Genomic DNA, 23,986 nt, shown 5'->3' on the forward strand with positions numbered 1-23,986 from the left:
CGCTTCACGCGTGGCGTAAACCGGCTATGAGCGTCATGCGGTTTCGGCTGTTTTCTGGTTGAGATGGCCAAGCAGGCTTTCCACGGCCTTGAACCGCGCCTCGGCGGTGGCAAGATCCTGTTCGAAGCGAAGAAGACTTGCGCCATCGAACTTGTAGATCAGCGGATTGCTTTGAATGAGGTTGACCAGTGTCATCGGGTCGACCGCGGTGTGCTCGCTGAACTGAACGCGTCCGCCCTTGTCGCCGGCATCGATCTTGACGATGCCGAGACGGTCGGCGCGCTGTCTGAGCTGAGCCTGGCGGAAGAGGTTCTTGACCGGCTCCGGCAGCAGGCCGAACCGGTCGACAAGCTCGACCTGCAATTCCTTGAGCTCACCCTCGTTGGCGGCGTTGCTGATGCGCTTGTACATGATCAATCGCTGGGAAACGTCGCGAATGTAGTCCTGAGGCAAGAGCGCCTGAACGTTCAGGTTGATGTCGACGCCCTCGTTGAGAGGCGCCTCGATGTTCGGTGTCTTGCCGGCCTTGATCGCCTTGACCGCGCTGTCGAGCATGTCCATGTAGAGGGTATAGCCGATCGTCTCGATCTGACCGCTTTGCTCGTCTCCCAGCAGTTCACCCGCCCCGCGAATCTCGAGGTCATGGCTTGCAAGAGTGAAGCCTGCTCCCAGGTCTTCGGCCTGCGCGATGGCGTCGAGGCGCTTTTTGGCGTCACTGGTCATCTGCCGAGGCGGCGGCGTCAACAGGTAGGCATAGGCCTGGTGGTGTGAGCGCCCGACCCGTCCGCGAAGCTGGTGAAGCTGGGCGAGGCCGAACTTGTCGGCGCGCTCGATGATGATGGTGTTTGCCGAGGGCACATCGATGCCGGTTTCGATGATCGTCGAGCACACTAAAATGTTGGCGCGCTTGTGGTAAAAATCCGACATCACGCGCTCGAGCTGCCGTTCGGCCATTTGTCCGTGGGCAATGCCGATTCTGGCCTCGGGGATCAATTCCTGAAGCGTCTCACCGGTAGCGTCGATGGTCTTGACGTCGTTATGCAGGTAATAGACCTGCCCCCCCCGCAAGAGCTCACGCAGGATCGCCTCCTTGAGCACGCCTTCGTTGCGCTGCTGGACGAAGGTCTTGACCGACAGTCGCTTGGCCGGAGGCGTTGCAATGATCGACAGATCGCGCATGCCGCTCATGGCCATCGACAGCGTTCTTGGAATCGGTGTGGCCGTGAGGGTCAGAATGTCGACCTCGGCGCGAAGCTGCTTCAAGCGCTCTTTCTGACTGACCCCAAAGCGGTGCTCTTCATCGACGATCACAAGCCCCAGGTTATCGAACGAGAGCTCCTTGCTGAGCAGGCGGTGCGTGCCGATGACGATGTCGGCCTGGCCATTGGCGATGCGCTCGAACGCCGCCTTCTGCGCCTTGCCGGCGTTGAAGCGCGAGATGAGCTCGATCTGGATGGCGGTGTCGGCGAAGCGGTTGATGAACGTGTCGAAGTGCTGCTGAGCCAGCAGCGTGGTCGGCACCAGCACTGCGACCTGGCGGCCCGAATGCACGGCCAGAAACGCCGCGCGCATGGCGACTTCGGTTTTGCCAAACCCCACATCGCCACAGACAACGCGGTCCATTGGCTGCTTGGCAGTCATGTCATTGATCACCGCCTCGATGGCGTTGCGTTGATCCGGTGTTTCCTCGAAGGCGAAGTTGGCAGAAAAGCGGGCGTAGTCGTCATCCGGGGCGGGGCAGGCAAAGCCTTCACGCGCTTCGCGGCGCGCGTAGACGTCCAGTAGCTCCGCGGCCGTGTCGCGAATTTTCTCTGCGGCCTTCTTGCGGGCTTTCGTCCACTGCTCTGAGCCCAGCTTGTGAAGCGGGGCGTGCTCGTCGCTTGCACCGGCGTAGCGGGAGATCAGATGCAGATGATCCACCGGCACGTAGAGTCGCGCGTCATCGGCAAACTTGAGCGTCAGAAACTCCGCCTGCTGGCCGCCGGTCGAGAGGGTTTCAAGGCCCAGATAGCGGCCGACGCCGTGCTGTTGATGCACGACCGGCGCGCCTTCCTTGAGCTCCGAGAGATGGCGCACGGCCATTTCGCTGTCGTCGGTTGCCTTTTCCCGGCGTCGACTTTGTCGAACGATATCGCCGTACAGCTCGGTTTCGGTCAACACCAGCATGCCGGGAGGCGTGCCGACCCAGAGGCCAGCCTCGACGGCGCCGTGGGTCATCGCGACCGTGTGGGTGCTGTCGAGAAACGCCTGCCAGTGATCGAGGTCAGGTACATCCAGACCCAGCGGGGCGAGCGTGTCCTGCAGCACTTCCTGCCGACCACGAGACTCGGCGACCAGCAATAGCCGCTGCCCCGGGTGGTCGGCCAGCACCTGTTCGATTCGGCTTAGTGGCTTGGTGCTTCGCCCATCGATGGCGACGTCTGGAAGCGCGTGGGTTTCGAACAAGTGCGCGTGAGTGTGATCGGCCTCGACCCATTGAACTCGGGGGCGCGTGTTGAACTGGCCAAACAGTTCGGCGACGGGCACGAATGCCGTGGCCGGGGGCAGAAGCGGGCGCGTTGAGTCCACGCCGAGGTTGTCAAAGCGCGCTTCGATCGAGCGCCAGTGCGTTTCGGCCGCCTCGAAGGTGTGCTGATAAAGGGCGATCGAGGCGCCCTCTGGAAGATGATCAAGCAGCGTCGAGGTCGTTTCGAAAAATAGCGGCAGGTACTGCTCGAGCCCCGGTGCGGCGATGCCCTTCAAGGCATCGACGTAGACCGGGCACTGGCGCGGGTCGACATCGAACCGGGTTTCAAAGCCTTCCCGGAATCGAGCGATGCCTTCCTCGGTCAGCGGGTATTCATGAGCCGGTAACAGCGAGAGCCGCTCTATCTTGTCGATTGTGCGCTGGGTATCCGGGTCGAACGTGCGCAGACTGTCCACGTCGTCGTCGAACAAGTCGATGCGAACCGGATGATCGCCGCCGACCGGGTAGAGGTCGATCAAGGCACCGCGAAAGGCATACTCACCCGGCTCGAACACGGTTTCGACCGCGCGGTATCCGGCGCGGTGCAGGCTTTGTCTGAAGCGCTCGCGCTCGAGCCGATCACCGGTTGCAAGCGTCATGGCCTGGATGGCGACGAAGTCCACCGGGGGCAGGCGCTGCATCAGGGTGTTGATGGCAACGATCACGATGCCATTGAAGCCGCGCTGCACCCGATTGAGCAGCTTAAGGCGCGCCGACACTATGTCCTGGTGCGGTGAGAAGCTGTCATAAGGCAGCGTTTCCCAATCGGGAAAGAGGGCGGTTTCAAGGTCGGCGCCATAAAAGCCAAGGTCGCTTTCAAGGCGTTGGGCGCTGGCGGTATCGGGGGTGATGACCACGATCGGATCACGGGTCTCTCGTGACCACTGAGTGAGTGCCAGAGCGTAGGCGCTGCCATGCTGGGGGCCCCAATAGCAGGTCTGTTTGCTGCCACTGGGAAGCGGGGGAGAAAACGGGCTATACATGCGGGTTGTCACGACGATTGTCTGGCCTTTGCACGCTGATTGAAGGGCGCGGTCGTACGCAGGTGTCGATGCCGGGCCCAGGTCGAGTACGTGTAGTGTAAAGCCACACTGTAGACCTTGCAGGCTCTATCGCCACCTTATGTAGTCTTATAACTACCGGGTGTGCCTGGCGCGTGATTTGATGGGGGCAAGTGGCAGGCAGGTGTAGCAGGCCTACAGCATGCACGACCATGCCGCGGTTGTCGGGTCTCATGTAAATACTCATAATCCGCCGCATCGCTTGGTTGCCCGTTCACACCCAGGGTATGAACCGTCATTGCCACGACAACAGTGGGCGGTGCCAGACAAAGACAGTTGGCACACGCACGAAAGGAACACAGGCGTCGAGAGAGAGCCCCCACAAGGAGAACCCCCTTCCATGAATCCCGTTTCAAGCGATTCGTGTTTTCAGGCCTGGCAGTCGCATGAGGCCATGGCCGAGGAAATGATTCCGTTGCTCGGTCGGTTGTACCGCGAGTTTCGAGTTGTCCCGCTGATGTATGGTCGGCCACTTGCGCAGCAGTCCGTCATTCGAATCCTCAAGGACCATCGCTTCGTGCGCAAGGTCGAGGGTACGGAGTTGACGATTCGCGATACCTATCCGCTGGTCAAGCGTCTGCTGGAGCTGTCGCCTGGGCCATCTCGAATCGATTTCGGTAAGCTTGCGATGGCCTATAAAAAGGGCGGTCACAGCGATCCGATGCAGTTCCTGAAAAAGGAGCTGGCACCGATCATCGGTAAACATTCGCCTGAAACCCTGTCGGCTCCGCCCCAGGATCTGGTGCTGTACGGCTTTGGCCGTATCGGTCGACTGCTTGCGCGGATCATGATCGAAAACGGTGATTCCAGTCAGATGCGTCTGCGTGCCGTGGTTGTTCGCGGCGATGGCGGCGATCTCGAAAAGCGTGCAAGCCTTTTGCGTCGTGATTCCGTGCACGGTGCGTTTCAGGGTACGATTTCGATCGATCATGACCACAATGCGCTGGTGGTTAACGGCCAACGCATTCAGTTCATCTATGCCTCTGACCCGTCCAGCATCGATTACACCGATTACGGCATCGATAATGCGATCATTATCGATAACACCGGTAAATGGCGTGATGAAAACGGGCTCAAGAAACACCTGGCGGCCAAGGGTGTGTCCAAGGCACTTCTGACCGCGCCGGGCAAGGGCAGCCTCAAGAACATCGTTGTCGGCATCAACGATAATGCCGTGACTGAAGATGACCGCATCCTTTCGGCGGCCTCGTGCACAACCAATGCCATCACGCCGGTGCTTAAAGCGGTCAATGACCGTTACGGCGTTGCACACGGTCATGTGGAAACGGTGCATTCCTACACCAACGATCAGAACCTGATCGATAATTTCCACTCGGCATCACGCCGTGGACGCAGTGCCGCGCTCAACATGGTCATTACCGAGACGGGCGCAGCCAAGGCGGTTGTCAAGGCGCTGCCGGAACTCGATGGCAAGCTGACAGGTAACGCCATTCGCGTACCCACGCCCAATGTGTCACTTGCGATCTTGAATCTGACGCTTGAAAGTGACGTCGATCGCGAAGGGCTGAACGACTATCTGCGCGAGCTTTCGATTCATTCAGAGCTTCGCCATCAGATCGATTACGTCTGTTCGCCTGAAGTTGTCTCCTCGGATTTTGTCGGTAATCGTCACGCCGGCATCGTCGATGGTGAAGCAACCATTGCCGACGGTCGCCAGATTGTCTTGTACGTCTGGTATGACAACGAGTACGGTTACAGCTGTCAGGTCGTTCGTCTTGTTGAAAAGATGGCCTGTCAGAACCTGGTCGAGCTTCCAGAGCAGTGATCCCTCCGGGGCATTATTCGACTTTTGTCTTAAATAATGCCCTGAATTTCGGTTACACCCCCGTAACCGATGGCCTTTCGAGCCTTCCCTCTTTATAATAATGCGGTTTTTTACCGGGCTCGTTTAATTCGAGTCTTCGCAACAACCATCTGATTCATAACGATATCGGGAAACCCTGGCCGGTGCTGCCGGGCTTGATGACGCGTTCAAGGCACAACGCTCTCCCGTTATGCCGTGCTGAAATATCAGAACCGACAATTGAGCGAGACTATGATTGAAGTCAAGCGAGGCTTGGATCTTCCGATCGCAGGTGCGCCGGAGTCGCGCATCGAGGTGGGTCGAGAAGTCCGTCACGTAGCCGTTCTCGGTAGTGACTATGTGGGCATGAAGCCCACCATGCTGGTGCGTGAAGGCGATAAGGTCGCGTGCGGTCAGGCGCTGTTTTCTGACAAGAAAACCGACGGAGTTGTTTACACTGCGCCGGCCTCCGGAGAAGTCGTAGCCGTCAATCGCGGAGAGAAACGCCGCCTTCTGTCGGTCGTTATTCGGATCGATGAGTCGATCGATCCTGTGCGCTATACCGCCTACAGTGCTCAGCAGATCACGACGCTCGAGCGCAAGACTGTGGTCGATCAACTGGTCAGCTCCGGGCTCTGGACCGCTTTTCGAACTCGGCCGTTTTCCAAGGTGCCGGCGCTTGACGCCGAGCCGGCCGACATTTTCGTGACTGCAATCGATACCCATCCGCTGGCGGCCGACCCGTCGGTCATTATCAATGAGCGGGCCGACGATTTCGCGCATGGCCTTTCCGTGCTCAAGCGCCTGACCTCGGGCAAGGTGTTCGTGAACCATGCGCCCAAGGCAGCCGTGGGCGAAGCTGTCGATGGCGTTCGTTACGAAACCTTCAGCGGCAAGCACCCGGCCGGGCTTCCGGGTACGCACATTCACTATCTGTCGCCGGTCGGGCTCAACCGTCAGGTGTGGCACATCGGGTATCAGGATGTGATCGCACTCGGCACTCTGTTCATCAAGGGCGAGCTGGACATGACGCGTGTCATGGCAGTCGGCGGGCCGCGTGCCAAGTCGCCGCGCCTTCTGCGTACTCGTTTGGGCGCAAGCCTTGATGAGCTGCTCGAGGGCGAAATCATCGACCCTAACGATACGCGAGTCATTTCAGGCTCGGTATTTGGCGGGCGCACGGCGCACGGCAGCGAGGCCTATCTCGGACGCTTCAATACGCAGGTCTCCTTGATCGAAGAGGGCAACAAGTACAGCTTCATGGGCTGGATGTCCCCCGGCACCAAACGGCACTCGGTGCTCGGTATCTATATGTCCCGTATCACCGGGCTCAAGGACTACAAACCGACGACCAATACCAATGGGTCGGAACGTGCCATGGTGCCGGTCGGTGCGTATGAGACCATCATGCCGCTCGATATTCTGCCGACGCAGCTTCTGCGATCATTGATCGTTGGAGACATCGAGACAGCGATGCAGCTTGGGTGTCTGGAGCTTGACGAAGAGGACCTCGCGCTCTGCACCTACGTGTGTCCGGGAAAATACGAGTACGGTCCCATTTTGCGGGACAATCTCGCGACCATTGAGAAAGAGGCTTAATTAATGGGCATTCGACAGATTCTCGACAAGGTCGAGCCTCATTTTCACCACGGCGGCAAGTACGAGAAGTTTTATGCGCTGTATGAGGCGGTAGACACCATTTTCTATTCGCCGCCGAGCGTGACCAAGGCAACGGCGCACGTGCGTGATGGCATCGACCTCAAACGCATCATGATCACGGTCTGGATGTGTACCTTTCCGGCCATGTTCTTCGGAATGTACAACGCAGGACTTCAAGCCAATACCGCGCTTCTGACCGATGGTGTGTCTGCGCTTTCCGGCTGGCGCGATGCAGTGACCATGGCGCTTGCCGGCGGTCATGACCCTGACAGCATCTGGGCCAACTTCGTGCTGGGGGCGACGTATTTCATCCCGATCTACTTCATCACCTTCGCGGTAGGTGGTTTCTGGGAAGTGCTGTTCGCGATCAAGCGTGGCCATGAGGTCAACGAAGGCTTCTTCGTGACCTCGGTTCTGTTCGCGCTGACGCTTCCGGCAACCACGCCGCTTTGGCAGGTTGCACTCGGTATCACCTTCGGCGTGGTTATCGGTAAGGAAGTGTTTGGCGGTACCGGCAAGAACTTCCTCAATCCGGCACTGACCGGGCGCGCCTTCCTGTACTTTGCCTATCCGGCGCAGATGTCCGGAGACTCGGTCTGGGTGCCGGGCGTTGATGGCTACTCAGGCGCCACGGCACTGTCCACGGCGGCGCAGGGTGGTGTGAGCGATCTCATGAATCAGATGAGCTGGACCGATGCGTTTTTCGGCCTGATTCAGGGCTCGATGGGTGAAACCTCGACGCTTGCGATTTTAATTGGCATGGCCGTGTTGCTCTGGACGCGTGTGGCGTCCTGGCGAATCATTCTGGGTGTGTTTTTGGGAATGGTTGCGACCGCAAGTCTATTCAATGCGATCGGCTCCGAGTCCAACCCGTTGTTCGCGCTGCCCTGGTACTGGCATCTGGTCATTGGCGGGTTCGCCTTTGGCATGGTTTTCATGGCCACAGACCCAGTGTCGGCGTCCATGACCAACAAGGGCAAACTCGCGTTCGGCGCCCTGATCGGTGTCATGACCGTATTGATTCGTGTGGTGAATCCGGCGTTCCCGGAAGGGGTCATGCTTGCGATCCTGTTTGCCAATCTCTTCGCACCGCTAATGGACCACTTCGTGGTGCAGGCCAACATCAAGCGTCGTCAGAAGCGTGTGGCTTCGGCAACGGCTGGTAAGGAGATAGCCTGATGGCGAACAACAACTCCATCAAGAAAACGTTGATCGTGGCATTCAGCCTGTGCGTTGTGTGCTCGGTCGTGGTCTCGGCGGCAGCGGTAGCGCTGCGCCCGGTTCAGCAGACCAACCAGGAGCTTGATCGAAAGACCAACATCCTTCAGGTCGCCGAGCTCTACAAGCCGGGGCAGAGTGTGGCCGAGCAGTTCAGCCACATTACGCCGAAGGTGGTCGATCTGAACACGGGCGAGTACAGTGATCGCTTCGATCCCGATACGTTCGATCAGTTCGGCGCGGCCGAAGATCCCGAGCTTTCCGAGTCTCTCAAGGGCAACGACCCGGCCGGACTCGGTCGACGCGAGAACTTCGCGACCATCTATCTGGTCGGCGACCCCACGGATCCCGAGCAGATCATCGTGCCGGTTCGCGGTCAGGGGCTCTGGTCCATGATGTATGGCTATCTGGCCCTCAAGGGCGATGGCAACACCATCGTTGGACTGTCGTTCTACCAGCAGGGTGAAACCCCGGGGCTCGGCGGTGAAGTCGATAACCCGCGCTGGAAGGCGCTGTGGGATGGCAAGGAAGTCTATTCCGACAATGGCATGGAACCGGTCATTCGGTTGGTCAAGGGCGGTGTAGACAGTCAGACCCCCAACGCCGAAAACAAGGTGGATGCCTTGTCCGGTGCTACGCTGACCAGTCGAGGCGTGACCCAATTGCTTCAGTTCTGGCTGGGCGAGCAGGGGTTTGCCAAATATCTTTCACGTTTCCGTGATCCGTCTCAAGGAGCATAACCATGGCTGCTGATTCGCCGAAAGGTGTCCTGACGACGCCGGTATTCAAGAACAATCCGATCGCCCTGCAGATTCTGGGCGTCTGTTCAGCGCTAGCCGTTACCAACTCCGTTCAGACCTCGCTTGTCATGGGCCTGGCGGTTATCTCGGTGACAGCGTTTTCGAACCTGTTCGTTTCTCTGATTCGAAACCACATGCCGTCCTCGATCCGAATCATCGTTCAGATGACGATCATCGCTTCACTGGTTATCGTGGTGGATCAGGTTCTGCGCGCTTACGCCTATGAAACCTCGAAACAGCTCTCGGTCTTTGTGGGCTTGATCATTACCAACTGTATCGTAATGGGCCGCGCTGAAGCCTATGCGATGCAAAATGGCCCGGTCATGAGCTTTTTGGATGGCATCGGCAACGGTCTCGGATACACCTTCGTTCTGCTGGTTGTCGGTGCGGTGCGCGAGCTCTTCGGATCCGGTTCTCTGCTCGGCTTTACCCTGCTCACACCGGTCAAGGATGGCGGCTGGTACGTCACCAACGGCCTGATGCTTCTGCCGCCGTCGGCGTTTTTCGTGATCGGGCTGATGATCTGGGTCATTCGAAGTATTAACCCGGAACAGGTCGAAGAGGCTGATTTCAAGATCACCTCCAACACCAAGGCTCAGGAGGCCGCGTAAATGTTTGAGCATTATCTCAGCCTGTTCGTGAAGGCGGTGTTTGTTGAAAACATGGCGCTCGCCTTCTTTCTGGGCATGTGTACGTTTCTCGCAGTATCCAAAAAGGTTCAGTCGGCCATTGGCCTGGGGATTGCCGTTGTCGTGGTGCTTGCCATCACGGTGCCGGTCAATAACCTGATTCTGAACTATCTGCTCAAGGCCGGGGCGCTGTCCTGGACCGGCATCGAAGGCGCCGACCAGATCGATCTGACCTTCCTCGGGCTTTTGAGCTATATCGGCGTCATCGCGGCCATCGTTCAGATTCTGGAAATGTTTCTGGATAAGTTCGTGCCGGCGCTTTACAACGCGTTGGGTGTCTTTCTGCCCCTGATCACGGTGAACTGCGCCATCCTGGGTGCATCGCTGTTCATGGTGCAGCGTGACTACAACTTCGGGGAATCGGTCATCTACGGTGCGGGCGCTGGTGTCGGTTGGGCGCTTGCGATCACGGCGCTGGCCGGTATTCGTGAAAAGCTCAAGTACAGTGACGTTCCGGCAGGGCTTCAGGGGCTTGGCATCACGTTTTTGACCGTGGGCCTTATGTCTCTTGGCTTCATGTCCTTCTCCGGTATTCAGCTTTAAGACGCTTACGACTAGAACGCGATAGGGAAACTCGACATGGTCGATTCAACGATAATCCTGCTCGGCGTGGTCATGTTCACGGTGATCGTCCTTGGACTGGTCGTCGTGATCCTGGCGGCTCGAAGCCGCCTGGTCTCCAGTGGCGACGTCACCATCGAGATCAATGATGATCCCGAGAACACCATCACGACCCAGGCCGGTGGCAAGCTCCTTCAGACGCTTGCATCCAATGGCATCTTTTTGTCCTCTGCCTGTGGCGGCGGCGGTTCCTGCGCCCAGTGCAAGTGCCAGGTCGAAGAGGGCGGTGGCTCCATTCTTCCGACCGAAGAAAGCCATTTCACCATGGGTGAGAAGAAGGAAGGCTGGCGCCTTTCCTGCCAAGTGCCGGTCAAGCAGGACATGAAGGTACATGTGCCGGAAGAGGTATTCGGGGTCAAGAAATGGGAATGCACCGTCGTTTCCAACCCGAACGTTGCCACCTTCATCAAGGAGCTGACACTCAAGCTGCCGGAAGGTGAGAACGTCGCCTTCCGCGCCGGCGGTTACATGCAGCTCGAGGCGCCTGCCTACGACGTCAAGTTCAGCGATTTCGACATTCCGGAAGAGTATCGCGGTGACTGGGATCGGTTCGGTCTGTTCAATGTGACCGGCAAGACTCAGGAGCCGACCATTCGAGCCTACTCGATGGCGAACTACCCGGAAGAGAAGGGCTTTTTGAAGTTCAACATTCGTATCGCCACGCCGCCGCCCAACTCCGATCATCCGCCGGGACTGATGTCCACGTGGGTGTTCAGCCTGGGTGAGGGCGACAAGGTGACCGTTTATGGGCCCTTCGGCGAATTCTTCGCACGCGATACCGATGCCGAAATGGTGTTCGTTGGCGGGGGCGCTGGCATGGCGCCGATGCGAAGTCATATCTTCGATCAGCTCAAGCGCCTCGGTAGTTCTCGCAAGATTTCGTTCTGGTACGGTGCGCGTTCCATGCGTGAGTCGTTCTATAACGAGGAATACGACAAGCTTCAGGAAGAAAACGAGAACTTTGAATGGCATTTGGCGCTGTCCGATCCTCAGCCCGAGGACAACTGGGAGGGCGATACCGGCTTCATTCACAACGTTCTGTACGATAAGTACCTGAAGGACCATCCGGCACCGGAAGACTGCGAGTACTACATGTGCGGGCCGCCCATGATGAACGCGGCGGTCATCAAGATGTTGACGGACCTCGGCGTCGAGCCCGAAAACATCCTGCTTGATGACTTCGGCGGTTAATGCGTCTGATCGCGGCGTTACTTACCGGGCTGGCCCTTTCGGGGCTGGCCCTTTTTGCGTTTGAGCTGCTTGATCACCGTCAAACGGAGCACCATCTTTCCGGAGTGAAGCAGGGCCTTGCCTATCGTGTCAGCTATACCCTGCCTGATGAGCGTAACCAGGCCTTTGTTGATGCAATGGTCAAGCGGCCGATCACGCCCTTATTCCTGCAGCGGTTTTCATCGACGCCAAGCTCATGCCAGCCTGACGTCTCAAGCGCCTCCTTTGAGCACGCGCGGTTACTGAATACGCCGCTTGATGCGGTGTTGTCGCGTGTAACGCCTTCCACTGCAGAAGATGGTATCTGCGTGTGTGACCGGCTCAGAGCGTGGCAGGACGCGGTGTCTGACGAGCTTGCGTCAAGGGGCGGGCGCCTCGAATGGCTCGAGGTGCAAGGTCTCATCACGCGGCCTTTGGCGACAGAGCGTCATGCGCCGCTGACCTGTTCGATGCCTGCGCTGTAGTCCCAAGGCGTAATCGCTCATCGCACGCCCATCGGCAGCTGAGCACGGTGGAGGGCGCGTAACGCGGGCCGTTAAATGATGAGTCGTATGGCGTGCGTGCCGTGGGGCAGTTTGGATGCATATTTGATACACTAGCGCCATTGGTAAAACGTCGTCAGGAGGTAGATCGATGTTGATTTGGGTATTGGTACTGGCTGTGATGCTTTTATTGGTAACGGCCATGTCTGTAGGCGTGCTGATGGGTCGAAAACCCATTGCCGGCTCCTGTGGGGGGCTCAATAACCTGGGCCTTAAAGAGGGGTGTGATATCTGCGGGGGCAAGGACGACATCTGTGAAGAAGAGCAGAAGAAACAGGCCATGCGCGCGCAGGGAGATTCTTCTCTGGGTCATGATGCAACAAAGCGTAAGTCATAACCGAACGGAAGGAGCAGTCGATTCAGATGGCCGTTTATAACTACGATGTGGTGATCATTGGCTCTGGGCCTACCGGTGAAAGTGCGGCGCTGAACGCCGCCAAGCACGGTCGCCGTGTTGCCGTGATCGAGCAGCAAAGCGCAGTGGGTGGAAACTGCACCCACAAGGGCACAATTCCCTCCAAGGCATTGCGCCATGCGGTCAAGCAGATCATCCAGTTCAACACCAGCAAGATGTTTCGTGACATCGGAGAGCCCCGCTGGTTTTCCTTCACCAAGGTGCTGGAGCGCTCGCGGCGAGTGATCGAGCAGCAGGTCGAGATGCGGGCCAACTTCTATGCGCGTAACCGCATCGATCTCTTCTTCGGCACCGCCCGTTTCAAGGATGAGCACACGATTGTCGTACGCGGTCAGCACGACGGCGCCGAGGAACTCAACGCCAAGCAGGTTGTGATCGCGACCGGGTCGAGGCCCTACAGGCCCGCCGACATCGATTTTCGCCATCCGCGGATCTACTGCTCGGACACCATTCTCAATCTGACTCATACGCCGCGCACGTTGATTATTTACGGCGCCGGCGTTATCGGTTCCGAATACGCCTCGATCTTTTCAGGGCTTGGAGTAAAGGTCGATCTGATCGATACGCGCGACCGGCTGCTGTCGTTTCTCGATGACGAAATCAGCGATGCGCTGTCCTATCACCTTCGAAACAATGGTGTGCTGGTTCGTCACAATGAGGAATACGAGCGCGTCGAGGGCGGCGAGTCTGGTGTAACGCTTCACCTGAAATCCGGCAAGAAGCTGCGCGCCGATGCGTTCATGTGGGCCAACGGCCGCACGGGCAATACCGATGAGCTTGGCCTTGAAAACATCGGATTGAATGCCAACTCACGCGGGCAGCTGCAGGTCGATGACCGGTATCGCACCGAGCTTCCGCACATCTATGCAGCAGGCGATGTGATCGGCTGGCCGAGTCTTGCCAGTGCGGCCTATAACCAGGGCCGGTTTGCCGCAGCGGATTTGCTGGACGACGAATTTCAGTTTGTTGATGACATTCCAACCGGGATCTACACCATTCCCGAGATCAGCTCGATCGGCAAGACCGAGCGTGAGCTGACCAATGCCTGCGTGCCCTACGAGGTCGGTCAGGTCTTTTTCAAGGACACCGCGCGCGCCCAGATTACCGACGACAAGGTCGGGATGCTCAAGATCCTGTTCCATCCGGAGACGCTGGCCATTCTCGGTATTCACTGCTTTGGTGATCAGGCCTCCGAGATCATCCACATCGGCCAGGCCATCATGCGTCAGGAAGGTGAGGCGAATACGTTGAAATACTTCGTCAACACGACCTTCAACTACCCGACCATGGCGGAAGCCTATCGAGTGGCGGCTCAGAACGGGCTCAATCGTCTGTTCTGAGTCCTATAACAAGGCGCATCGCGCCAAAATGAGCAAGCAACGACACAGGGATGTGGCAATGCGCAAAATGAAGCACGATAACGGTGATCTAAGCTTTCGATTCGGCCACGATGAGATCGTGATTCACAAGCGCTACGCGGCGCTCAGCATGGTCAACGACCTGATGATCGGTTTGTGGTTTCTGATCGGAAGTTTCTGCTTTTTCTATGAAGGCGCCACGCTGATCGTTGGGACATGGCTGTTCGTGATTGGCAGTGCGCAACTCTTGATCCGGCCGGGCATTCGTCTGGCCCGGTCGATCCATCTGAACCACCTTCCAAGTAACGGCACTCAGGATTTCTAGGGCGCGCCCGGTGCCTGAGCGCGTTCAATACCGGTAGCGATACAGGCGCAGGCTTGGCAGGTAGGGTTCATCCTCGAGCCGATTGTCGCCTCGGCGCGCCCGCGTGCGTGTTTCAGGCGGCGCAAGTGCGGGCGCGTTCATTTTCGGGAGCCGCCCGGACCCGTCGTCCGGCACGAACAGTGGCAGGGCCATGTTCAAGGCGCGGCGCTGGCGCCCGTCATCCAGAGGTTCCTTGAAAAAGAGGTTTGCCCGCATGACCGGCGCCTGCTGCTGCACTTGCGCCAGTATTTCATCGCTGGGTAACGCCGCGAGCTTCTGCCACTGAATGCGCACATGAGGCGCTTCGTTATTGAGCGCGGCCAATTTCTCCTCCGCCTCGGCGATGGTCGTGCGCTTGATTGAACGACCGCTTGAGTACCAGGACATCTGCATGCGGGCAAGCGGCGCTTCGGCAACGGGTATCCGGCGCCAGGCCTGTTTCAGGTGGAGCCTGGCGAGCCCCTGCTGGGCCATGAGCTGATTGAGCGCAGGATGGCGCCTTGGCAGGTGCGTCTTGAGCGCACCGATCTGATCGGTGGCCTCCTTGCGCATGGTATTGACCAGCCCACCGAAATGATCCTTGGCGGCATTGAGCGCGGTGACGTGCTCAAGTACGGCGTCATCGCACAGCACCATGCCGATGTAGTTGCGGGTGGCGCGTCCATCCTGGCCTTGCTCGTACCACATGTCCAAAAGCGCCTGACGCAGCCAGGCGGTTGGTGAGGCGCTCTCGCGAAGATGCCAGATCGGGCAGTGGCGTTGCTCGACGCAGTCACACAGCGCGTTGACGCGATCGACAAGGGCGTCGAAGGCCAGCTCGATCTCGTGCAGTCGGTAATACGCCACGTCCGTGTCCATGCCTCTTATCCTCAGTCGGTGTGGCCTCAGTCGATGTAGCGACGGGTCAGGTGCGCGTAATCGTCGATGCGCCGATCGCGCAGGTAAGGCCAGATGCGCCGGATGTCCTCACTGCGGGACAGGTCGATCCGGGTATCAAGCGTCGTTGGCTGCCCGTCGGCCTGAGCCAGAAACTCGCCTTGAGGGCCTGCAATGAAGCTTGCACCCCAGAATTCGATGCCTTCGCTCTGGGCGCTGGGGTCGGCTTCATGCCCCACGCGATTGGCCACCATCACCGGCAGCCCATTGGCGACGGCGTGGGCGCGCTGAATGACGGTCCAGGCGTCCTGCTGGCGGCGCTGTTCTTCAGTCTCGTCTCGTGTGTCCCAGCCGATGGCGGTGGGGTAAAGCAGGAGTTCCGCGCCGGCCATTGCCATCAAACGCGCCGCTTCCGGGTACCATTGATCCCAGCAGACCAGTACGCCAAGCCGCCCGACCGAGGTCTCGATCGGGGCGAAGCCCGGCCCGCCCTGGGCGGCGCTGTCGCCTGGGGTGAAATAGAATTTTTCGTAAAAGCCCGGGTCGTCTGGAATGTGCATCTTGCGGTAGTGACCGATCAGGCCCTTCTGGCGGTCGAGCACGACGGCGGTGTTGTGGTAGAGCCCCGGTGCGCGCCGCTCGAAAATCGACCCGACGATGACCACGTCCAGTTCCCGGGCAAGCGCGGCCAGGTACTGTGTGGTCGGGCCATCAAGCGGTTCGGCCAGATCGAAGATGGCAGTGTCTTCGGTCTGACAGAAGTACTGTGTGGCGTGAAGCTCCTGAAGCAGCACGAGCTGCACGCCCTTGGCGGCCAGCGCGCGAATGCCCCGGGCGCTTTCCTCGAGGCTTCTGGTCTTGTCGGCCCAGGCGGGCTGTTGAACGATACCGGCGTGCAAGGTGGTCATACAGGCTCCATCAATGGTGGTCGAGCGGGCCAAGGGTGCCCTTGGGCAGTTGCATGGTCAGGCAGTGCAGGCTGCCGTGCTGGCGAATGACGCTGGTGCAGTCGACCGGCACGATCCGGCGCTCGGGAAAGAGGCTTTGCAGAACGTTGAGTGCCATCAGGTCGGCCGGATCCTGATAGATCGGCACCAGGACTTCCTGATTGGTGATCAGGAAGTTGGCGTAGGTTGCCGGCAACCGGTGGCCGTCGTCCGGGTCAAACGCCGCGCGTGGCCAGGGCAACGGGACCAGCGTGTAAGGGTGGCCTTCGGGGGTGCGAAACGCCTTCAGCTCGGCTTCCATGAGGGCGAGGGCGTCGAAGTGCGGGTCGCTTGGGTCGTCGCAGTGCACATAGGCAATGACGTCTTCCGCGCAAAATCGCGCCAGGGTGTCGATGTGGCTGTCGGTATCATCGCCTTCAAGGTGGCCATGCTCGAGCCAGAGCACATGTTCGGTGCCCCACTGCGCGCGCATGTGCGCTTCCCAGTCAGCGCGAGAAACCGACCCCCGGTTTTCATTGAGCAGGCACGAAGTAGTAACAAGCACCACGCCCTGGCCGTTACTTTCAATGGCGCCGCCTTCGAGAATGCGCAGTTGGTGATCGATGACCGGCACCGACCAGCAGTGCTCGAGCGCGCGGGTCAGGGCGTTGTCCCGCTCGGCGGCGAACTTGCCGCCCCAGCCGGTAAAGCGGTAGTCCAGAAGCTCCGGCGCGCCTTCGTTCAGGCGCGTGATTGGCCCGTGATCGCGCGCCCAGGTGTCATCGGCAGGGGCGACATGAAACAGGCAGTTCTCGATGCGTGCGCCGAGTGTCGTCAGACGTGTTCGGACCGCATCGGCGCGGGCTTGGCTGTCGAGCACGAGCACGACGCGCTGGTAGGCGCTGATGGCACGCACCAGCGCTTCAAACGTCGCCTCGATGCGTTCGAGCATGGACGACCAATCGCTTTCAAGCGGGGGCCAGGTCAATAGAATGGCGTCCTGGGGATACCATTCGGGCGGCAGCGTATAAGCCATACGAATTTCCAGCCTTGCGTGCGGTCAGAAAGAGGTGTCGCGATAATGCCTTAAGCGTTACTTGGTGGAAAGTAGCCTCTGATGCAGCGTTTTCAAAAAGTGCGTACCATGAATGCCCCCAAAGGATAGGACTGACTTACATGCTGGACCGCATCCCGTTTCTGGTCGGGCTTCGCTATACGCGAGCCAAACGGCGTAATCACTTTATCTCGTTTATTTCCATGACTTCGATGCTTGGCCTGACGCTTGGCGTGGCGGTCATGATTCTGGTGCTCTCGGTCATGAACGGGTTCGATCATGAGCTTCGAACGCGCATTCTGGGCATGGTCCCTCACACTCGGATCGAGGCCGTCAACGGCGTCAATGACTGGAAGGCGCTGGCCGAGAGGCTGGAGCAGAAAAGTCCTCACATCATCGGTGCGGCACCCTACGTCGAGCAGCAGGGCATGTTCGCGCGCGGGGGCAATGCCCAGGGCGCGATGGTGCAGGGCATCGAGCCCAAGGCCGAGGAGAAGGTCTCGATCATTGGCAAGCACATGGCGCAGGGTTCGTTCGACTCCTTGAAAGAGGGTCAGTGGAACGTGGTGCTCGGCCAGCAGCTTGCCCGAAGCCTGGGCGTTGGGGTGGGTGACCGGGTCACGTTGATGATTCCGGAGGCCTCGGTAACCCCCGGCGGCATCTTCCCGCGCATGAAGCGCTTTACCGTCTCGGGTATTTTCAGCGTCGGGGCGCAGCTTGACGCCAACCTGGCCTACGCCAACCTGTCGGACATGGCCAAGCTTGGGCGTATCCAGGGCGAGGCGCAGGGTGTTCGGCTGCAGCTTGATGATTTGTTCAAGGCCAATCAGGTCACTCAGGACATCATCCATCAGATGCCGCCGGGCTATCGTGGCATCGACTGGACCTACACCCAGGGCAACCTGTTCCAGGCGATTCAGATGGAAAAGCACATGATCGGTCTTTTGCTGTCGGTCATCGTGGCGGTTGCGGCCTTTAACATCATTTCGACGCTTGTCATGGTGGTGACCGATAAACACGCCGACATCGCGATCCTTCGAACGCTTGGGGCAACGCCTTTGACCATCATGGGCATCTTTATCGTGCAGGGGCTGACCATCGGTGTGGTGGGCATCATTTTAGGGGTGATTTTCGGCATCGTTGGCGCGCTAACCGTTGCCGACGTGGTGGCCTGGATTCAGGGCATGTTCGGGGTTACCTTCCTAGACCCCAATGTCTATTTCATCAGCTACCTGCCCTCGCGGCTCGAGCTGTCGGATGTGCTTGTGATCACGGGCTTTGCCCTGTTGTTGAGTTTCCTATCGACGCTTTATCCCGCCTGGCGGGCGGCGCGTATTCAGCCGGCGGAGGTGCTGCGTTATGAGTGAGCGGACAATGCTTGAATGTCAGGGGGTCACTCGAGTCTATAACGAAGGCCCGCAAGATCTGACCGTGCTCGACCAGCTGTCGCTGAACGTGCGCGCCGGTGAGCGCGTTGCCGTGGTCGGAAGCTCCGGCTCCGGCAAGACTACGCTCTTGAATCTATTGGGCGGACTCGACCGGGCGAGCGAGGGCGATATCGTTATTGCCGGGCAGTCGATCAAGGGGCTGTCGGAGGCCGAGATCGGGCGCTTTCGTAACCGCCACATCGGCTTCGTCTATCAGTTTCATCACCTGCTGGCCGAGTTCACCGCCGATGAAAACGTGGCCATGCCGCTGATCATCCGTGGAATGCGCCGGCGTGAGGCGCGGGCTCAGGCGCGAACGCTGCTTGCTCGGGTCGGAATGGAGCCACGGGCAGCGCACAAGCCGGGCGAGCTTTCAGGCGGTGAACGTCAGCGCGTTGCCATTGCGCGTGCGCTGGTGACTGACCCGAGTCTTGTGTTGATGGATGAGCCGACTGGTAACCTCGATCAGACCACGGCCGGCCGGATTCTCGAGCTGATGGACGACATTGCGCGCACGAGTCAGTGTGCCTTTGTGATCGTGACCCACGATACCGGTCTCGCGCGTCATCAGGACCGTGTGCTGCACCTCGATCAAGGGCGGCTTGTCGAGCAACCCTGAAGCAGACAGTCACTGGCGGATCGATCGCGTCACTGGTGGATTGATCGATGATGGATTGAAAACGGGCGGCTCATTGAGCCGCCCGTTTTCATGTGGGAATGTAAGTTACTGCGCGCGACGCCTGCGACGGCGGCGCCACTGCCGAGAGACATGCCACCGCCAGATCAGGCGGATTAAGACATTGCAGGCCCCGCCAAGCACCACACCGGCAATGATCGACCCCACCAGCAGCGGCGGCAGAATGTCGGCAAGCTGCGTTGCAAGCCAATGTGCGCTGAAGTGATCCGGCACATCTCGATGGGGTGAGTTTAGAACCCAGGTGCCCAGCCGATAGGTGCTGTAGAAAATGACGGGCATCGTCAATGGGTTGGTGATCCAGACCAGCGCGATCGACAGCGGCAGGTTGCACCTGAGCAGCCATGCGCCGGCGGCAGCAACAAGCATCTGGGCTGGAATGGGCAGAAGGGCGCAGAAGATACCGACCATGAAGGCATTGCCGACTGTCCGTCGCGATACCTGCCACAAGGCAGGTATCGCGATGAAGTGGCTGACGCAGCGCAGTGATTTCTTTCGGCGCAGCGTTTCAGGTTTTGGCAGATAGCGCTGGATCAGTCGACGAGGCATTGGATGTGCCGAAATTTCACGTGATCGAAATGGGCGAAATACATGGTGCGCGCCCCGCGTATGCATTGAGCGATGGTACAGGCAATGCACAGTATGGGTGAAGCACCGTTTCATCGGCCATTACAATCGGCGATGACGCTGCCTCTTGCCGGGTTATCGGCCCTGGCAGGCGTGACGTTAGAGCCAATGCCGCTTTTTTGGCTGGCACTTGCCCTGGCAGTGCTGGCCGTTATCGCCCGCCCATGGCGCTGGGCGGCGGTATTTTCGCTGGCGGTGCTCATGCTGTCAGGGCTTGATCTTCGACTGCGCGCGCCCGAGCCGATGCCCGAATCCATGGGGACAGTAACGCTTGAGCGTGTGATTCGAATCGAGGCGCTTGAGCGCGATGCAAACCGCGTGCGTTTTCGGGGGCGGGTAGATACCTGTCCAGATAAACGCGACTCGGTAGTGTGCAAGCCCGGTCAAGCCTATCGGCTTTCCTGGTATGACCCCGAGCCATCATTGCACTCAGGCCAGCGCTGGCATGTGACGCTTCGACTCAAGCCCAATCACGGGTATCACAACTTCGATCGGTTCGATTATGGCGCGTGGCTATCAAGGGAGGGGTATGTCGCGACGGGCTACGTTTTAGCGCATAACGTGCGGTTGCCCGATGCGTCCGTCACGCTCAGGGCACGGCTATCCTCGATGCTTTCGCATCTCGACGCTCGGGGTGGGCGCTGGCTCGATGCGCTGACGCTTGGGCAGGGCAAGGCGCTGACACGCGATGAGTGGGATCAGCTGCGCGATACCGGCACGACGCATCTGTTCGTGGTGTCCGGACTGCATGTGGGGTTGATCGTCGGTGGACTTTGGTGGGTCAGCAGGCGCGTTATCACGCTGCTGTGCCCGCTTGACTGGCGAACACGCCGGGCGCCCTGGCTTGTTGCCGGAGTGGGAGCGCTTCTCTATGCAACGCTTGTGGGTTGGGGGCCGGCGGTAAGTCGGGCAACGATCATGGCATTGATCGCACTTTGGGTGCGAAGCGGCTACCGGTCGCCGAGTCCATGGCAAGGCTGGTGGCTGGCGCTTGTCCTGGTGATTCTGATCGATCCGAGCGCACCCGGTCGCAGTGGATTCTGGCTGTCGTTCGGTGCCGTGGCTTGGCTTTTGATGATGTGGCTTGACCGCCCGCGGCCTCGCCCGTGGGTGTTCCTCGCGCGTACGCAGCTTTTTCTGACGCTTGCGATGGCGGCCATGCTGGCGCTGTCTCATGGGCAGTGGGCGCCGATCTCGCTGCCAGTGAACCTGATTGCCGTGCCCTGGGTCAGTCTCGTGATGATGCCGCTTGCGTGTCTGGCCTGGATCGGGGTGCTGTCGGGTATTGAGAGTTTCGTGTTGCCTTTTTACGCAGCGTCCACCGCGTTCTGGGAGGTCACCGCAGTGGCCGCTCGTCTCGCCCCGGTCTGGACGCTTCCGGCGGCGATAACATCGGTTTGGGTGCTTGGCGTGAGCGGTGCCGCTCTGTGTCTTTTGCTGCCGGGGCTTGGGTTGAGAACGCGCGGTGTGTGCGTGTGTGCGATGCTCTGCCCGGTGGCCCTGGCGCTTTTGAATCCGGCCACGCCGTCGTTTCGGGTTACGGTGCACGATGTTGGGCAAGGACTTGCCGTGTCGGTCGAGCAGGCGAGCTATCACGTCCTCTACGACACCGGGGCTCGGTTTCGTTCCGGATTTGCGCCAATTTCGACGCTTTGGGACCGGCCGCCCGCGTTTGACGAGGTGGTGGTCAGCCATGGCGATAACGACCATTCCGGAGGCCTTGGTTGGCTTCACGAGCAGGCGGTGGTGATGGCGCGCATCTGGCGGCCTGTGGCCGAGACTGGCGCGGTCTCAACTGCGCGCTGTCGCGCCGGGAGGGGCTGGTCCCACGCAGGAACCCGGTTCACGTTTCTGTGGCCGCCGGCCGGCAACGCGTTGCCCGAGGACAGCAATGACCGCTCCTGTGTACTCTTGATCGAGCACGAAGCCATCAAGATACTTCTGATGGGGGATGTCGGGCGCGGGGTAGAGCGACAGCTTCTTAAGCGCTACGGCGACGCGCTTCGCGATGTGGATGTCATGGTGGCAAGTCATCATGGCAGTCGAACCGGGTCTGACCCGGCGGTCATCCGTGCGCTTTCACCCCGTCATGTGGTCTTCAGCGCGGGCAAGGCCAATCGCTATGGCCATCCGCATCCGGAGGTGGTGGCATCGTTCAGGGCGGTGGGCGTCTGTCAGTGGCGCAGCGATCTCCATGGTGCCGTTCGCTTTGACTACGTCCACGGTGAACTTAAAGGCGCAAGCTCACGCACGCCCCGTGGTATCGATCCCGGCTGCCTTGGGGTAGAATCCGCGCGGTAGTGGAAGGCAGCGCGTGCATGGGGTTGGCGCGCGGTTTCTCGTCGGTGCAAGGATGGTCTTTGGAGTGGATGTGAACAACACCGGTAGCTGGCCGTTGTACAAACGGCTAATGCGGTACGTGCGCCCCTACTGGCGATTTTTCGCGATCGCGGTCGTGGGGTATGCGATCTACGCCGCCTCGAGCACGGCGTTTGCCAAGGTCATGGAGTACCTGACCAACGGCATACAGAATCCGGACGCCGAATTTCGTCAGTTTCTGCCGTTGATGGTGATTCTGATGTTCGGGCTGCGGGGAGTGGGCACATTTCTTGGCAGTTACTTCATGCAGAAGGTGGCGCGCAATACCGTGCACGCCTTGCGCGTGGACGTATTCAAGCGAATGCTGCATCTGCCCGGGCGGTTTTTCGATCAGCACTCGGGAGGGCACCTGCTTTCTCGTGTGACCTATCACGTCGAACAGATCACCGGCGCGGTTACCAAGGCGGTGACGGTCATCGTGCAGGAGGGGCTCTATGTGCTTGGCCTGACCTGCTACCTGTTCTGGACCAACTGGAAGCTGACGCTCGTTTTTATCGCTGTCACGCCGTTGATCGCAGGTGTCGTTGCCTACGCCAGTCGCCGGTTTCGAAAGCTTGCCCGGCGGATTCAGCGCTCGGTGGGCGATGTGACGCATGTTGCCTCCGAAAGCATTACCGGTTACCGCGTCGTTCGCATGCACGGCGCCGAGCAGTACGAGTACGAACGCTTCTACGCCGCGAGCGAATACAATCGGGTGCAAAGCCTCAAGGAAGGCTTGACCAAATCCATCAGTGCACCGGTCATCCAGACGCTGATGGCGGTGTCGCTGGCGCTGCTGGTCTGGCTTGCCCTGCGCCCTGACATCATGGGCAACATGAACGCCGGTCAGTTTGTCGGCTTTATTACAGCCGCGTCGCTCATGGCCAAGCCGATCAAATCGCTGACCGAGATCAATGGCATGATCCAAAAGGGGCTGTCGGCGGCCCATGAGCTGTTCTTGATCATCGATCATCCCCCTGAGCCTGACACCGGCGATCTCGACCCCGGCCGGGTGCGTGGCGCCGTGCATTTCGAGGGCGTGCGATTTGCCTATGGCGAAGGCGAGAGCAATGTACTTCACGGCATCGACCTTGAGGTCAACGCCGGTGAAATGGTCGCGCTGGTGGGGCGTTCGGGCAGCGGCAAATCAACGCTCATCAGCCTGCTGAGCCGCTTCTACGACCCAAGTGACGGGCGCATCCTGATCGACGGTCAGGACACTCGCGAGATGGACCTCAAGGCCCTTCGTCGTCAGATGGCGCTGGTCACCCAGCAGGTCACGCTGTTCAACGCAACCGTTGCCGAAAACATCGCCTATGCCCACCCCGAGGCGAGCCGTGAATCCATCGTGGCGGCAGCGAAGGCGGCGTACGTCGATGAGTTCATCGAGCGGTTGCCCAACGGCTACGATACCCTGATCGGCGACAATGGTGTCATGCTCTCCGGCGGTCAGCGTCAACGGCTCGCGATCGCCCGGGCGATCTTCAAGGACGCGCCGATTCTGATTCTTGATGAAGCGACCTCGGCGCTTGATACCGAATCGGAGCGCTATATTCAAAAGGCGCTCGAGGATGTGTGCCGGGATCGAACGACGTTTGTTATCGCTCACCGTCTATCCACGATCGAGCGGGCCGACCGGATCGTGGTGATGGAAAACGGGCATATGGTGGAAACGGGCACTCATGAAGAACTTCTGGCCCGGGATGGGGCGTATGCAGCGCTGCACCGTGTTCAATTTCAGCAATCCTAACGCAGGG

Annotated in this window: 20 protein-coding genes; 15 read left to right on the forward strand and 5 right to left on the reverse strand. The window is 59.4% G+C overall.

The window, feature by feature from the left end; all coding sequences use genetic code 11:
- Positions 1-33 precede the first annotated feature (33 nt).
- Positions 34-3,489 (reverse strand): transcription-repair coupling factor, encoded by a 3,456-nt coding sequence (gene mfd / locus NAT49_RS00980; protein ID WP_251591882.1) that lies wholly within the window; start codon positions 3,487-3,489, stop codon positions 34-36.
- Positions 3,490-3,907: 418 nt separating this feature from the next.
- Here mfd and NAT49_RS00985 point away from each other — a divergent pair, with 418 nt between their 5' ends.
- The 11 genes from NAT49_RS00985 (at position 3,908) to NAT49_RS01035 (ending at position 14,228) form a co-directional block, all read left to right on the forward strand.
- Entirely contained in the window at positions 3,908-5,353 is a 1,446-nt protein-coding gene (locus tag NAT49_RS00985; RefSeq protein ID WP_251589642.1) for a glyceraldehyde-3-phosphate dehydrogenase, read from the forward strand.
- 270 nt (positions 5,354-5,623) lie between these two features.
- On the forward strand, positions 5,624-6,970 hold the full coding sequence (locus NAT49_RS00990; protein WP_251589643.1) for a Na(+)-translocating NADH-quinone reductase subunit A: 1,347 nt from the start codon (positions 5,624-5,626) through the stop codon (positions 6,968-6,970).
- A gap of 3 nt (positions 6,971-6,973) precedes the next feature.
- Positions 6,974-8,209: an NADH:ubiquinone reductase (Na(+)-transporting) subunit B gene (locus NAT49_RS00995; RefSeq protein ID WP_251589644.1), complete on the forward strand. Its 1,236-nt coding sequence runs from the start codon at positions 6,974-6,976 to the stop codon at positions 8,207-8,209.
- Positions 8,206-8,988: a Na(+)-translocating NADH-quinone reductase subunit C gene (locus NAT49_RS01000; RefSeq protein ID WP_251591885.1), complete on the forward strand. Its 783-nt coding sequence runs from the start codon at positions 8,206-8,208 to the stop codon at positions 8,986-8,988. Before NAT49_RS00995 ends, NAT49_RS01000 begins: the two co-directional genes overlap by 4 nt.
- Before the next feature lie 2 nt (positions 8,989-8,990).
- Positions 8,991-9,659 carry an NADH:ubiquinone reductase (Na(+)-transporting) subunit D gene (locus NAT49_RS01005; RefSeq protein WP_251589645.1) on the forward strand — a complete coding sequence of 223 codons (669 nt, stop codon included), beginning with the start codon at positions 8,991-8,993 and terminating at the stop codon, positions 9,657-9,659.
- Positions 9,660-10,280 (forward strand): NADH:ubiquinone reductase (Na(+)-transporting) subunit E, encoded by a 621-nt coding sequence (gene nqrE, locus NAT49_RS01010; protein ID WP_251589646.1) that lies wholly within the window; start codon positions 9,660-9,662, stop codon positions 10,278-10,280.
- Positions 10,281-10,316: 36 nt separating this feature from the next.
- Entirely contained in the window at positions 10,317-11,549 is a 1,233-nt protein-coding gene (gene nqrF, locus NAT49_RS01015; protein WP_251589648.1) for an NADH:ubiquinone reductase (Na(+)-transporting) subunit F, read from the forward strand.
- Positions 11,549-12,052, forward strand: coding sequence for a hypothetical protein (locus tag NAT49_RS01020; protein ID WP_251589650.1), 504 nt, complete (start codon positions 11,549-11,551; stop codon positions 12,050-12,052). The genes nqrF and NAT49_RS01020 overlap by 1 nt, the downstream gene beginning before the upstream one ends.
- Before the next feature lie 169 nt (positions 12,053-12,221).
- Complete coding sequence (gene nqrM / locus NAT49_RS01025) at positions 12,222-12,467, forward strand: (Na+)-NQR maturation NqrM (protein WP_251589652.1); 246 nt, start codon at positions 12,222-12,224, stop codon at positions 12,465-12,467.
- Between the two features lie 26 nt (positions 12,468-12,493).
- Positions 12,494-13,885, forward strand: coding sequence for a Si-specific NAD(P)(+) transhydrogenase (gene sthA, locus NAT49_RS01030; RefSeq protein ID WP_251589654.1), 1,392 nt, complete (start codon positions 12,494-12,496; stop codon positions 13,883-13,885).
- Between the two features lie 58 nt (positions 13,886-13,943).
- Positions 13,944-14,228 carry a YrhK family protein gene (locus NAT49_RS01035; RefSeq protein WP_251589656.1) on the forward strand — a complete coding sequence of 95 codons (285 nt, stop codon included), beginning with the start codon at positions 13,944-13,946 and terminating at the stop codon, positions 14,226-14,228.
- A gap of 24 nt (positions 14,229-14,252) precedes the next feature.
- Here the strand turns inward: NAT49_RS01035 and NAT49_RS01040 are convergent, their stop codons facing one another.
- From NAT49_RS01040 to NAT49_RS01050, 3 genes are read right to left on the reverse strand one after another with little or no spacing between them, the layout of a single operon-like run.
- A complete protein-coding gene (locus NAT49_RS01040) occupies positions 14,253-15,125 on the reverse strand; it encodes a DNA replication terminus site-binding protein (RefSeq protein ID WP_251589658.1) in 873 nt (290 codons plus the stop codon).
- A 26-nt stretch (positions 15,126-15,151) separates the two neighbouring features.
- On the reverse strand, positions 15,152-16,051 hold the full coding sequence (locus NAT49_RS01045; protein ID WP_285835980.1) for a carbon-nitrogen hydrolase: 900 nt from the start codon (positions 16,049-16,051) through the stop codon (positions 15,152-15,154).
- A gap of 10 nt (positions 16,052-16,061) precedes the next feature.
- Positions 16,062-17,105, reverse strand: coding sequence for an agmatine deiminase family protein (locus tag NAT49_RS01050; RefSeq protein WP_251589660.1), 1,044 nt, complete (start codon positions 17,103-17,105; stop codon positions 16,062-16,064).
- Between the two features lie 140 nt (positions 17,106-17,245).
- Between NAT49_RS01050 and NAT49_RS01055 the strand changes: the two genes are divergently transcribed.
- The gene (locus NAT49_RS01055) at positions 17,246-18,490 is read left to right on the forward strand and encodes a lipoprotein-releasing ABC transporter permease subunit (protein WP_251589663.1); all 1,245 of its coding nucleotides are present in this window, start codon (positions 17,246-17,248) and stop codon (positions 18,488-18,490) included.
- On the forward strand, positions 18,483-19,169 hold the full coding sequence (locus tag NAT49_RS01060; RefSeq protein WP_251589665.1) for an ABC transporter ATP-binding protein: 687 nt from the start codon (positions 18,483-18,485) through the stop codon (positions 19,167-19,169). Before NAT49_RS01055 ends, NAT49_RS01060 begins: the two co-directional genes overlap by 8 nt.
- Before the next feature lie 105 nt (positions 19,170-19,274).
- Here NAT49_RS01060 and NAT49_RS01065 read toward each other — a convergent pair whose 3' ends face one another.
- Positions 19,275-19,793: a DUF2062 domain-containing protein gene (locus NAT49_RS01065; RefSeq protein ID WP_251589666.1), complete on the reverse strand. Its 519-nt coding sequence runs from the start codon at positions 19,791-19,793 to the stop codon at positions 19,275-19,277.
- 186 nt (positions 19,794-19,979) lie between these two features.
- Between NAT49_RS01065 and NAT49_RS01070 the strand changes: the two genes are divergently transcribed.
- Both NAT49_RS01070 and msbA read left to right on the forward strand, forming a co-directional pair.
- Positions 19,980-22,172 (forward strand): DNA internalization-related competence protein ComEC/Rec2, encoded by a 2,193-nt coding sequence (locus NAT49_RS01070; RefSeq protein ID WP_251589668.1) that lies wholly within the window; start codon positions 19,980-19,982, stop codon positions 22,170-22,172.
- Between the two features lie 109 nt (positions 22,173-22,281).
- On the forward strand, positions 22,282-23,979 hold the full coding sequence (msbA, locus tag NAT49_RS01075) for a lipid A export permease/ATP-binding protein MsbA (RefSeq protein WP_374708799.1): 1,698 nt from the start codon (positions 22,282-22,284) through the stop codon (positions 23,977-23,979).
- Positions 23,980-23,986 lie beyond the last annotated feature (7 nt).

It is taken from the genome of Larsenimonas suaedae, from assembly GCF_023712105.1.
In the GTDB taxonomy this organism is placed as follows: Bacteria; Pseudomonadota; Gammaproteobacteria; order Pseudomonadales; family Halomonadaceae; genus Larsenimonas; species Larsenimonas suaedae.

Excerpts from the sequence above, each read along its gene's own strand:
- mfd (WP_251591882.1), bottom strand. The coding sequence starts at position 3,489 with ATGTATAGCCCGTTTTCTCCCCCGCTTCCCAGTGGCAGCAAACAGACC.
- NAT49_RS00985 (WP_251589642.1), top strand. The coding sequence starts at position 3,908 with ATGAATCCCGTTTCAAGCGATTCGTGTTTTCAGGCCTGGCAGTCGCAT.
- NAT49_RS00990 (WP_251589643.1), top strand. The coding sequence starts at position 5,624 with ATGATTGAAGTCAAGCGAGGCTTGGATCTTCCGATCGCAGGTGCGCCG.
- NAT49_RS00995 (WP_251589644.1), top strand. The coding sequence starts at position 6,974 with ATGGGCATTCGACAGATTCTCGACAAGGTCGAGCCTCATTTTCACCAC.
- NAT49_RS01005 (WP_251589645.1), top strand. The coding sequence starts at position 8,991 with ATGGCTGCTGATTCGCCGAAAGGTGTCCTGACGACGCCGGTATTCAAG.
- nqrE (WP_251589646.1), top strand. The coding sequence starts at position 9,660 with ATGTTTGAGCATTATCTCAGCCTGTTCGTGAAGGCGGTGTTTGTTGAA.
- nqrF (WP_251589648.1), top strand. The coding sequence starts at position 10,317 with ATGGTCGATTCAACGATAATCCTGCTCGGCGTGGTCATGTTCACGGTG.
- NAT49_RS01020 (WP_251589650.1), top strand. The coding sequence starts at position 11,549 with ATGCGTCTGATCGCGGCGTTACTTACCGGGCTGGCCCTTTCGGGGCTG.
- nqrM (WP_251589652.1), top strand. The coding sequence starts at position 12,222 with ATGTTGATTTGGGTATTGGTACTGGCTGTGATGCTTTTATTGGTAACG.
- sthA (WP_251589654.1), top strand. The coding sequence starts at position 12,494 with ATGGCCGTTTATAACTACGATGTGGTGATCATTGGCTCTGGGCCTACC.
- NAT49_RS01035 (WP_251589656.1), top strand. The coding sequence starts at position 13,944 with ATGCGCAAAATGAAGCACGATAACGGTGATCTAAGCTTTCGATTCGGC.
- NAT49_RS01040 (WP_251589658.1), bottom strand. The coding sequence starts at position 15,125 with ATGGACACGGACGTGGCGTATTACCGACTGCACGAGATCGAGCTGGCC.
- NAT49_RS01045 (WP_285835980.1), bottom strand. The coding sequence starts at position 16,051 with ATGACCACCTTGCACGCCGGTATCGTTCAACAGCCCGCCTGGGCCGAC.
- NAT49_RS01050 (WP_251589660.1), bottom strand. The coding sequence starts at position 17,105 with ATGGCTTATACGCTGCCGCCCGAATGGTATCCCCAGGACGCCATTCTA.
- NAT49_RS01055 (WP_251589663.1), top strand. The coding sequence starts at position 17,246 with ATGCTGGACCGCATCCCGTTTCTGGTCGGGCTTCGCTATACGCGAGCC.
- NAT49_RS01060 (WP_251589665.1), top strand. The coding sequence starts at position 18,483 with ATGAGTGAGCGGACAATGCTTGAATGTCAGGGGGTCACTCGAGTCTAT.
- NAT49_RS01065 (WP_251589666.1), bottom strand. The coding sequence starts at position 19,793 with ATGCCTCGTCGACTGATCCAGCGCTATCTGCCAAAACCTGAAACGCTG.
- NAT49_RS01070 (WP_251589668.1), top strand. The coding sequence starts at position 19,980 with ATGCCGCTTTTTTGGCTGGCACTTGCCCTGGCAGTGCTGGCCGTTATC.
- msbA (WP_374708799.1), top strand. The coding sequence starts at position 22,282 with ATGCGGTACGTGCGCCCCTACTGGCGATTTTTCGCGATCGCGGTCGTG.